This is a genomic window from Halonatronum saccharophilum DSM 13868, from assembly GCF_000517025.1.
Lineage (GTDB): Bacteria > Bacillota > Halanaerobiia > Halobacteroidales > Halobacteroidaceae > Halonatronum > Halonatronum saccharophilum.
The window spans coordinates 286,800-297,233 of the sequence record NZ_KI912094.1 but is presented as its reverse complement, the minus strand read 5'-3'; the positions used below and the strand labels follow the sequence as shown (position 1 = coordinate 297,233).

At 36.3% G+C, this 10,434-nt stretch carries 6 protein-coding genes, 20 tRNA genes and 1 riboswitch; all 26 genes read left to right on the top strand.

What is annotated here, in order from left to right; translation table 11 throughout:
• Positions 1 to 210 precede the first annotated feature (210 nt).
• Positions 211 to 690 carry a cell wall hydrolase gene (locus HALSAC_RS0104965; RefSeq protein WP_027339326.1) on the top strand — a complete coding sequence of 160 codons (480 nt, stop codon included), beginning with the start codon at positions 211 to 213 and terminating at the stop codon, positions 688 to 690.
• A gap of 11 nt (positions 691 to 701) precedes the next feature.
• Positions 702 to 2,114, top strand: coding sequence for a PepSY1/2 domain-containing protein (locus tag HALSAC_RS0104960; protein ID WP_027339325.1), 1,413 nt, complete (start codon positions 702 to 704; stop codon positions 2,112 to 2,114).
• A gap of 310 nt (positions 2,115 to 2,424) precedes the next feature.
• Positions 2,425 to 2,500 (top strand) — tRNA-Val (locus HALSAC_RS0104955).
• A gap of 112 nt (positions 2,501 to 2,612) precedes the next feature.
• Positions 2,613 to 2,689, top strand: a tRNA-Asp gene (locus HALSAC_RS0104950).
• A gap of 74 nt (positions 2,690 to 2,763) precedes the next feature.
• Positions 2,764 to 2,839 (top strand) — tRNA-Thr (locus tag HALSAC_RS0104945).
• 3 nt (positions 2,840 to 2,842) lie between these two features.
• Positions 2,843 to 2,918: transfer RNA gene (locus HALSAC_RS0104940), tRNA-Ala, on the top strand.
• A 92-nt stretch (positions 2,919 to 3,010) separates the two neighbouring features.
• A tRNA-Lys gene (locus tag HALSAC_RS0104935) sits at positions 3,011 to 3,086 on the top strand.
• Between the two features lie 117 nt (positions 3,087 to 3,203).
• Positions 3,204 to 3,288, top strand: a tRNA-Leu gene (locus HALSAC_RS0104930).
• Positions 3,289 to 3,370: 82 nt separating this feature from the next.
• Positions 3,371 to 3,447 (top strand) — tRNA-Gly (locus HALSAC_RS0104925).
• A gap of 51 nt (positions 3,448 to 3,498) precedes the next feature.
• A tRNA-Ile gene (locus HALSAC_RS0104920) sits at positions 3,499 to 3,575 on the top strand.
• 28 nt (positions 3,576 to 3,603) lie between these two features.
• A tRNA-Arg gene (locus HALSAC_RS0104915) sits at positions 3,604 to 3,680 on the top strand.
• A gap of 22 nt (positions 3,681 to 3,702) precedes the next feature.
• Positions 3,703 to 3,779, top strand: a tRNA-His gene (locus HALSAC_RS0104910).
• 20 nt (positions 3,780 to 3,799) lie between these two features.
• Positions 3,800 to 3,875, top strand: a tRNA-Glu gene (locus HALSAC_RS0104905).
• 186 nt (positions 3,876 to 4,061) lie between these two features.
• Positions 4,062 to 4,137, top strand: a tRNA-Val gene (locus HALSAC_RS0104900).
• Positions 4,138 to 4,164: 27 nt separating this feature from the next.
• Positions 4,165 to 4,241, top strand: a tRNA-Asp gene (locus HALSAC_RS0104895).
• A 75-nt stretch (positions 4,242 to 4,316) separates the two neighbouring features.
• Positions 4,317 to 4,392: transfer RNA gene (locus tag HALSAC_RS0104890), tRNA-Thr, on the top strand.
• Positions 4,393 to 4,435: 43 nt separating this feature from the next.
• Positions 4,436 to 4,511: transfer RNA gene (locus HALSAC_RS0104885), tRNA-Met, on the top strand.
• A gap of 58 nt (positions 4,512 to 4,569) precedes the next feature.
• A tRNA-Phe gene (locus tag HALSAC_RS0104880) sits at positions 4,570 to 4,645 on the top strand.
• 6 nt (positions 4,646 to 4,651) lie between these two features.
• Positions 4,652 to 4,736 (top strand) — tRNA-Leu (locus HALSAC_RS0104875).
• A 93-nt stretch (positions 4,737 to 4,829) separates the two neighbouring features.
• Positions 4,830 to 4,906: transfer RNA gene (locus tag HALSAC_RS0104870), tRNA-Gly, on the top strand.
• Between the two features lie 122 nt (positions 4,907 to 5,028).
• A tRNA-Arg gene (locus HALSAC_RS0104865) sits at positions 5,029 to 5,105 on the top strand.
• Between the two features lie 29 nt (positions 5,106 to 5,134).
• A tRNA-His gene (locus tag HALSAC_RS0104860) sits at positions 5,135 to 5,211 on the top strand.
• Between the two features lie 181 nt (positions 5,212 to 5,392).
• Positions 5,393 to 5,476: riboswitch (cyclic di-GMP riboswitch) on the top strand.
• 230 nt (positions 5,477 to 5,706) lie between these two features.
• Positions 5,707 to 7,404, top strand: a complete 1,698-nt coding sequence (gene pilB, locus HALSAC_RS0104855; RefSeq protein WP_027339324.1) for a type IV-A pilus assembly ATPase PilB — start codon at positions 5,707 to 5,709, stop codon at positions 7,402 to 7,404.
• Positions 7,405 to 7,416: 12 nt separating this feature from the next.
• Positions 7,417 to 8,472 carry a type IV pilus twitching motility protein PilT gene (locus HALSAC_RS0104850; RefSeq protein WP_027339323.1) on the top strand — a complete coding sequence of 352 codons (1,056 nt, stop codon included), beginning with the start codon at positions 7,417 to 7,419 and terminating at the stop codon, positions 8,470 to 8,472.
• 201 nt (positions 8,473 to 8,673) lie between these two features.
• Complete coding sequence (tnpB, locus tag HALSAC_RS0104845) at positions 8,674 to 9,786, top strand: IS200/IS605 family element RNA-guided endonuclease TnpB (protein ID WP_027339322.1); 1,113 nt, start codon at positions 8,674 to 8,676, stop codon at positions 9,784 to 9,786.
• 128 nt (positions 9,787 to 9,914) lie between these two features.
• A partial coding sequence (locus tag HALSAC_RS15090; protein ID WP_211231304.1) for a type II secretion system F family protein occupies positions 9,915 to 10,434 on the top strand: 520 nt, incomplete at its 3' end.

The following is a 10,434-nucleotide window of genomic DNA, read 5'->3' as shown; positions in this document are numbered from 1 at the left end:
AACAAAGGGGTTTCTGTTTTTTTAAGGTTTTACCCATTACTCATTACTGATTACTCATCACCAGTAATAAAGCTACGCTTTATTACTATAAATCTCAACCCTGATAAAATTCACCAACTACATCTAAATAGAACTTCAAAACTTTTGTATATAAAAGAGATTAATAGCAAAAGATAAGATTAATCAATATTAAGAAATAAGGAGGAAAAAATGAAAAAAGGAGCAATCTTTCTATTGGTTTTTCTTTTGGTAGGTGTTGGTTTCTTTGTTTATAGTATTCATCCTGAAGTTAATCTTCAAGAGAGTGAGGCAGGAACCCCAGATTTCTTTAGTCTATCTCCAAAGTTAAGGTTAATGGCTAGGACAATTCATGCCGAGGCAAGGGGAGAGCCTTTTATAGGTAAAGTAGCTGTAGGGGCGGTTATTATGAATCGTTATCGTGATGCAGATTTTCCAAATACCATACCAGGGGTAATCTATCAACCTTGGGCCTTTACTCCGGTAATGCATGGTATAATATGGAACTTAACCCCTGATGAAGAAGCTGTCAGAGCAACACTTAATGCTTATAGGGGATGGGACCCAACTTATGGTTCACTTTTCTTCTATAACCCAGCTAAGGTAACATCTCATTGGATATTTAGTCGAGAAGTGGTAACAAGAATAGGAAAGCATGTTTATGCTAGATAGGAGGGATAATTATGGATTGGAAAGTATTAGTTTTAATAGCACTAGTCTTTGCGGTAGGTGCAGTTGGATATTGGGGATATGATCAGTATACCACTTTAGGTTTAGTCCAAAATGAGCTCGATACTAGATATGAGAACTCATTTCAAGGGTTTAATACCCATATCGATGAATTGGAGTCTCAACTAGGAACTATCTTAGTATCTAATGATCCAGAAAACTTATCGGTTAATCTATCACAAATTTGGCGTTCTACTTATTCAGCTCAGGAAGATTTAGGCCAAATTCCAATAAGTGATTCGTCAATGGAGAATGTTAAAGGGTTGTTGCATAAAGTATTACAATTCACAGAACACTTAGATAAGAAGGTAGTAGATGGTGGATTAGATGAAGAGGATAAGGAGATGGTACAGTCTTTTCATAATCAAGTTAGTTTAGTCCATAAAAATATCGAGACTGTTCATGATAAGATGAATAGAGAACAATTTAAATGGCACGATAAGAGAAGAGTAAGTATAGATCCAGAAGATAGAGAGTATTCTGCTAGTCCTATAGCCGGTTTGATAGAGCTAAATGATAATTTAGATTTAAGTGACTTAAGAACTGAACTGGAATCTATTTTGCCAGATGGAATATTTGATTTTCAGCCTAGAGATATAATTACTGCTTTAATTGAGCTAGAAGGAGAAGATATAGATCAAGAAGAAGCAATAGAGGTAGCAAAAGAATTCATGGTAGATCCTGCTGGATATGATTTTGAAGTTATTAATAATGAGCAAGTAGATATTGAAGGTCAAACTACTCCAGCTAGTATACCAGCTTATACTGTTAGAGCTACCAATGGAAATGATGAAAATGAAGTAATCTATATAGATGTAAGTAAGAGGGGTGGAAATGTAATCTATCTTTTAAATCAAAGAAGGGTAGGAGAGAGAAATATTGAGATTGAGGAGGCTAAGGATAATGCAGTTGTATTCTTAGAAGAGAATGGGTTTGAAGGTATAGAGCCTGTATCTAGTAAAACCTTCAATGATCTGATTATTATTTCGTTGGCCCCGGTTATGGAGGATGTAGTTATTAAACCTGATGCTATAACTGTACAGGTAGCCTTAGATAATGGTGACATAGTTGGGTTTAATGGATTGGATTACCTCTTAAACCATCAAGAAAGGGATTTAGAGATTTTAGAGCCTAAGTTAACTAAAGAGGAAGCAGAAGAGAAGATTAGTAGGAACTTAGCACTAAAAAGAGAGCCAAGACTAATCTTAGATAAGAGAGGAGAAGAAGAGTTTTTGGCCTATGAATTTATTGGTGAAGTAGATGGAGGAGAAGATGGAGAGTTGTACAAGGTTGAGATAGATGCTGAAGATGGAAGAGAAGTCCTTGTTAAGAGTTTAGATGAAGACTTCTATAAAGAGGTAAGATAAACAATAGTTAAATGAAACTTTTATGTCAATAGCAATCAGTGATGAGTAAAGAGTAATGAGCAAAATAAAACCTTAAGGCTATTTTTAAGGTGTTACTAACCACTCATTGCTGATTGCCTATTATTAGTAATAAAGTTAAACTTTATTACTAGTATATTTAATCATATGACATATTAATTTTAACTAAGAACATATAATAATTTAAGCAGAGCCAACATTAGAAATTTTAGGACTGATTTTTCAAAAAAGTCTTGACTAAAGGAATGAGATTTAGTATACTAATAATTGTCGGTAATAAATAAATCTTTAAGGGCGAATAGCTCAGTTGGGAGAGCACCTGCCTTACAAGCAGGGGGTCACAGGTTCGAGCCCTGTTTCGCCCACCAAAACAGTTGAAAATTGACAATTGATAGTTGACAGTTAAAAAGACTAAAAGATTTTAAGGACTTAAGGTCTTAACTATCAATTATCCACTATCAACTATCAACTGAATTATACGGGGATGTGGTGGAGTTGGTTACCACGCCGGCCTGTCACGCCGGAGGTCGCGAGTTCGAGTCTCGTCATCCTCGCCATTTAAATTAATTAAGAATTAAAGGTTAATAATGAAAAATCAAAAGATTTTAAAAATTATTAATTGAATTTATATGCCAACTTAGCTCAGCTGGTAGAGCAGCTGACTTGTAATCAGCAGGTCATCGGTTCGACTCCGATAGTTGGCTCCATTTGGGGATATAGCTCAGCTGGGAGAGCGCCGCCCTTGCAAGGCGGAGGTCGTCGGTTCGAACCCGACTATCTCCACCAAATCTTTTCATTAAAAGACGCATTGATATTTTTAGTGTTAGCTCATCAAGAGCGTCATACCATAATAAAGCAGTTGTTAATTGAAAAAACGAGGGCCATTAGCTCAGTCGGTAGAGCACCTGACTTTTAATCAGGGTGTCGGAGGTTCGAATCCTCCATGGCTCACCATTAAACCAAAGAATAGTTGATTAGATAATAAAGAATAAATTGTTTGTATTGTTTTTTATTTAATATTATTTATTAACTGAATTTAATATCGCGGGGTGGAGCAGTTGGTAGCTCTAAGCGAAGGTGGTGGAATTGGCAGACACGCTAGACTTAGGATCTAGTACCGCAAGGTGTGTGGGTTCGACTCCCACCCTTCGTACCAATGAAAGTAGTAAACAGTCTTAAGAGCTTAGTTAAGAACTTAAAATCTTTGAAGTCTTGGTTGGCAACTGAAAGATAAATATGCGGGAGTAGCTCAGTTGGCTAGAGCACCAGCCTTCCAAGCTGGGTGTCGCCGGTTCGAGTCCGGTTTCCCGCTCCAAAGTTAAATTCTTTTTAGTTATTGGTGATTATCAACTGAAACCTTAGTTATGGGTCTATAGCTCAGTTGGTTAGAGCGCACGCCTGATAAGCGTGAGGTCAGTGGTTCAAATCCACTTAGACCCACCAATTTAAATTCATTAATATTTAACCTTGTGTGCTTGTAGCTCAGCTGGATAGAGCAACGGCCTTCTAAGCCGTAGGTCGGAGGTTCGAATCCTCCCAAGCATGCCATTTAAATCAATTAAATAGTATGGTGGATATAGCTCAGTTGGTTAGAGCGCAGGATTGTGGCTCCTGAGGTCGTGGGTTCGAATCCCATTATCCACCCCAATTAAATTAATTAACACTAGGCCCCCATCGTCTAGTGGCCTAGGATACTGGGTTTTCATCTCAGCGGCAGGGGTTCGAATCCCCTTGGGGGTACCAAATAATTTCGTTAAAGTTGAAGAGTGGCATTAAATTATTATGCTACTAAGAAAGTATGTAATTACGACACCACGAGATGTTTTTGCTGTTTAAAACATTGAGGGGTACCATATAGCTATGAGTTATGAGTTATGTGCTATGAGCCAAAATCTTCAGATTTTTAGCACAAAGCACAAAGCTAAATAGGGGCGAATAGCTCAGTTGGGAGAGCACCTGCCTTACAAGCAGGGGGTCACAGGTTCGAGCCCTGTTTCGCCCACCAGAAACTTCAATTAATAATTAATACCGTGGGGATGTGGTGGAGTTGGTTACCACGCCGGCCTGTCACGCCGGAGGTCGCGAGTTCGAGTCTCGTCATCCTCGCCATTTAAAAATAGTTTAAAGTTAAAGAGACTAAAAGATTTTAAGAACTTAAGGTCTTAACTATCAACTTGAAGACGGGCCAACTTAGCTCAGCTGGTAGAGCAGCTGACTTGTAATCAGCAGGTCATCGGTTCGACTCCGATAGTTGGCTCCATTTTAATTTTTTCTTAAAGATGGTTGAATTAATTTAATATTATCGCGGGGTGGAGCAGTTGGTAGCTCGTCGGGCTCATAACCCGAAGGTCGTTGGTTCAAATCCAGCCCCCGCAACCAATTTATTTATGATAGTAGTTCTTTATGGATGCAGCCATTTATTAATTGAACTTAACGTGGCGAGATAGCTCAGTTGGTAGAGCAGAGGATTGAAAATCCTCGTGTCCCCGGTTCGAGTCCGGGTCTGGCCACCATTTTAAGCGAAGGTGGTGGAATTGGCAGACACGCTAGACTTAGGATCTAGTGCCGCAAGGCGTGTGGGTTCGACTCCCACCCTTCGTACCAGTTAACAGTTGTTAATTGAGAATTGATAGTTAGAAAGATTAAAAGAATTTAAGTCCTTAACTATCATTTGATTACTGTTAATTAAATTAATGTGCGGGAGTAGCTCAGTTGGCTAGAGCACCAGCCTTCCAAGCTGGGTGTCGCCGGTTCGAGTCCGGTTTCCCGCTCCATCTAAATATTGCTACAATAAATAAGAGGTTGATTTTGATGTTAGGCCATTAAGATTGTCACAAAAAAATGAGCTCTAGTTTTTAGTCATTAGCTAATAGTTAATAAATAAGAGTTAAAATATGTGCCTGTAGCTCAGCTGGATAGAGCAACGGCCTTCTAAGCCGTAGGTCGGAGGTTCGAATCCTCCCAGGCATGCCATTTAAATTAAGTATTAATTAAATATCGTGGTGGATGTAGCTCAGTTGGTTAGAGCGCAGGATTGTGGCTCCTGAGGTCGTGGGTTCGAATCCCATTATCCACCCCATTTTAATCACCCTTATATATCTAAGTGTGTTTTTTTTATTTTAAAAAGGTTTTTATTGTTTTTTGTATACATTAGATTTGTAAAATGCAAAAAAATATTTGTAAAATTAATTTATATATGGTATAATCTCATTAAATAAGTATAAAAATTAAAAATATAAGCACAGATAAGAAAAGAATACAATTAAAAGAAGAGTGTTGAAGTATAATCTAAATCTGGTCACCTTGGTTATATGGAGCTAGTGGTGAAACCGATCTTAAATCTTAGTTTCTAAGGTTATAGGTCGGTTTTATTTTTATTTAAATTTTATAGTTTTTTGAAGGGGAAAATTCATCAATATCTAAACTTGTATTAGAGATATATATAAGTATCGAATATCAAAAAAACATATATAAGTAAATTTTATCAATAAAATGATTTTGATATCTTTTTAGCAAAAAATAGAGAAGAATAACAGGTTTTTATTCTATTTTTCTATAAATAGGAGGGTTTGTTGTGATTAAAAAGAAGAGGTTAGGCGATATTTTAGTTGAAGCGGGTTTTATAAATGAAGAAGAATTACAAGAAGCTTTAAGAATACAGAAAGATAGTGATAAGCGTTTGGGTAAGGTTATGAAAGAGATGAATCTATTAACTGAGCAAGATGTGGTAGAAGCATTAGAGTTTCAACTTGGTATTCCTCAAGTAGATTTAGAGAAATTTATTATTGATGATGAAGTTATTAAAATTATTCCAGAATCATTAGCCGTAAGGCATAGGGCGATACCTATTAAAAAAAGAGGCAGGAGACTTACTGTAGCAATGGAGGATCCTTTAGATGTATTGGCTATTGATGATATTAGGATTAAAACTAGCTGTGAAGTTGATCCGGTTATAGCTACAGCATCAGAAATCGAGTTGGCTTTACAGAGATATTTTGGGAATGATAATCTTGTTAGCGAACTTTTGGATGATATCGGATCAAAATGGGGAACTGATGATGAAGGTGAAGATGTTGATAGGTTAAGAGAGATGGTTGATGATGCTCCTGTAGTAAGGCTAGTAAATAATATTATAATTGATGGGATTAGAACACGGGCCAGCGATATACATATTGAACCACAAGATGATCAGGTTAGAGTTAGATATAGAATAGATGGAGTACTCCATAATCATATGACTATACCCAAGCATACTCATTCAGCTTTAGTATCTAGGGTAAAGATTATGTCTGAGATGGATATATCAGAGCGAAGAATTCCTCAAGATGGCAGGATTCAAATGGTTATAGGTGATGGGAGGGAAGTGGATTTAAGGGTATCTTCTTTGCCTACAGTTCGAGGTGAGAAGGTTGTACTTAGAATTTTAGACAAGAGTAATTTGATGCTTAGTATTGATAAACTGGGTTTTTTAGATAATCAAGAGAGGTCCTTTAAGAAGATGATAGGTCAGCCTCATGGTATGTTATTAATTACAGGGCCAACAGGTAGTGGTAAGACTACTACTCTTTATTCAGCACTATCTTCTTTGGATACCAGTGATGATAATATTATCACTGTAGAAGACCCAGTGGAGTATAGACTAGAAGGTATAAATCAGGTTCAGACACTACCAAAAGCAGGTTTGACTTTTGCTAATGCTTTAAGAGCGATTCTCCGCCAGGATCCTGATATAGTAATGATTGGTGAGATTCGTGATAAAGAGACTGCTGAGATTGCTATTCATGCTGCTTTGACTGGTCATTTAGTGTTAAGTACTCTCCATACCAATGAAGCTGCTGGTGCTTTAGGAAGGTTGATAGATATGGGAGTAGAGCCTTTCTTAGTAGCTTCTTCTATAATGGGAGTTATAGCTCAGCGTTTGGTTAGAAGAATTTGTCCTGATTGTAAAGCAGAAAATGATGACATTATTATAGATCCGCAATTAGAGAAGTATTTAGGAGAAGGGAAAGATAAAATATCTTTATATAACGGTGAAGGATGTAGAAATTGTAATGATACTGGTTATAGGGGAAGAGCAGCAATCCATGAGGTTTTAGAGATTGATTCTGATATTAAGAAGTTGATAGTAAACAATGCCTCGGCTGATGAGATAGAAGAGGAAGCTAAGAAGAAGGGGATGATCACTCTAGAAACATCAGGACTAATGAAGGCCGAACAAGGGGTAACAACTCTAGAAGAGATAATGAGGGTAACTAAAGTCCATTTAGATTAAAGGGGTGATACTATGAGGTTAGAGGATATATTAAAAAAAGCGATAGACTTAGATGCATCGGATATACATCTTACTGTAGGTATTGAACCGATGGGAAGAGTCAATAGTCGCTTAGTAAAATTGAGTGATAAGGTCTTAGATTTAAATAATATAGAGGGGTTGATTTCTGAACTATTGGATGTCAAGCAAAAGGATAAATTTATTCAACAAAGAGATCTAGAGTTCTCGTATGATGCATTGGATTATAGATTTAGGGTTAATTTATTTAAACAAAGAGGGAGTCCGGCAGGGGTTATGAGGATTATACCTAATGAGGTCCCTAGGATTGGGGATTTAGGTCTTCCTAGCGATTTAGATGAGATGCTTACAAAACCTAGAGGTCTTTTTTTGGTAACCGGGCCAACAGGTAGCGGAAAGTCCACAACATTAGCTTCTATGGTAGACCAAATAAATAGAACTGAGGATGACAAGCACATTATTACTTTAGAGGATCCAATAGAGTATCGTCATCGCCATAATAATTGTATTGTCAATCAACGTGCTATTGGCGAGGATACAGGAGGCTTTGCAGTAGGGCTAAGAGCTGCTTTAAGACAAGATCCTGACATTATAATGGTAGGGGAAATGAGAGATCTAAAGACTATCTCAACAGCTATTACTGCTGCAGAGACAGGCCATCTTGTCCTTGCCACACTTCATACCAATGGTGCAGCAGAGACTATAAATAGGGTGGTAGACTCCTTTCCCCCTCATCAGCAAAATCAGATCAGAGTTCAATTATCTATTGTTTTGTTGGGTGTCTTATCTCAACAGCTACTTCCGTCCATAGGTTCTAGAGGAATGGTAGTAGCAACTGAATATATGGTCTCTAACCCAGCAGTTAAAAATTTGATCAGAGAAGGAAAGACCCACCAGATTGAAAATATTATTCAGACTGGCAAGAATTTAGGGATGCACACAATGAAATCCTCCTTAAAGAGATTGTATAAAGATAAGCTTATATCTTATCATACTGCTTTAGCGAGAGGATTGAGTATGGAGTCTTTAGATAGGATGGCATTTATGTGATAGAAGTTGAAGTCCACTCTTACCACTGTGGCTTGCCCTGTGGTAAGAGTGGACGGTCTTGATCTTACTTTTTATGCTTTTTAAGTAAATCTTTAATAGCTTCATCAAAATAAACACCTCCCAACCTAATTATAATACTTAAATATTAATATTTGAACTTATTTAAGTTTATAATATAGTGTTAAGTAAAGAGGTGAAAATATGACAGTTAGAGAAAAAGCCTACAAATTTAGATTGTGCCCTAATAAAGAACAGAAAATATTAATTAATAAATCAGTAGGATGTGCTAGATATGTTTATAATCATTTCTTAGATAAGGCTAAAGAAAATGAATATCAATCATATTCTAAATTTTCTAAGCAATTAACTCAATTAAAGAAAGAAATGAAATGGTTAAAAGAGCCGGATAAATTCAGTTTACAAAATGCACTCAAAGACTTAGATAGAAGTTTTAAAAATTTCTTCAAAGGTAAATATGGATTTCCTAAGTTTAAATCTAAGAAGAATCCTAAAAACTCTTATCGTACTAATAAATTTACTAGAAAAAGTGGAACTACCAATATTGAGATAAAATATAATAAAATCAAACTACCCAAATTGGGTTGGATTAAATTTAGAAAATCTAAAGAAATTAAAGGTGAGATATTGAATGTAACAGTAACTAGAACTAACACAGACAAATATTTTATCTCAATAGCAGTTACAGAGGATATTGAAGGATTAGCTAAAACAGATAAGCAAATAGGAATAGATTTAGGGCTTAAAGAATTTGCTATTATATCAGATGGTGAAAAAATAGCAAATGCTAGAATATTAAAGCAGTACGAGAAAAAGATAGGTAGATTAAATAGAAGTTTAGCTAGAAAAGAAAAAGGTTCTAATAATTGGTACAAAGTTAAAAATAAACTAGGTAAAGTTCATGAAAAGATAGCTAATATTAGATTAGACTTTCTTCATAAGTTGTCAACTAAGCTAATTAAGGAAAATCAACTTATAGTAGTTGAAACTTTGAAAGTAAAGAATATGCTTAAAAATTCTAAGTTAGCTAAATCCATATCAGATGTATCTTGGAGTAAGTTTATTGAATTACTAACTTATAAAGCTAAATGGTATGGAAGAGATTTAGTCAAAATAGACACTTTCTTCGTTAGTAGTCAATTATGTAGTAATTGTGGTTACAAGAATGAGAATGTTAAAGATTTGAAGGTTAGAAAGTGGGAATGTCCCGAATGTAAATCGTTTTGGGATAGGGATATTAATGCAAGTATAAATATTTTAAACGAAGGATTAAAAATAAAGGCAAGTACCACTTAGGATATGTACCGTTGGACTAACGGGAAGTTACGCTTAGGAGATATGAGTAGTGGTTACACTCTCAGCCTAAGAATCCTCGTGGGCTTGCCCCGAGGAGGGTCAAAAAAGAGTAATAGACTAGAAAAGGGGTGGTTTTTATCGCTCAAGTATTTAGCTATAAGGCAAGGGATAAGAATGGTGCTTTATCTGAAGGTCTAATGGAAGCCTCGAGTATAGAGGGTGTAAAGGCGAAGTTGAAGGAAAAAGGTTACTATATAATCGCTATAAAAGAAAGTAAGTCAGAAAAAAGTAGTAGTATCAAAAATTTAATTGAGAAGACTAGAGGGGTTAGTACCCAGGACTTAGTTCTTTTTTGTCGTCAGTTTTCAACTATGGTCAGCTCTGGACTTTCCCTAGTTAGGACGTTGGAGATACTTGGTGAACAGACTGTAAACTCTAAACTAAAGGAAGCAATCAATTCAGTAGCTGATAATGTAGAGAGTGGGCAGTCGTTTTCTCAAGCATTAGAAGAGCATACTGATATATTTCCAAGCTTATTTATTAGTATGATGGAAGCAGGGGAAGCAGGTGGGGTATTGGATGAGGTTTTAGAGAAGATGGCGATCCACTTTGAGCGGGATAATGATTTGAAGCAGAAGGTTACTTCAG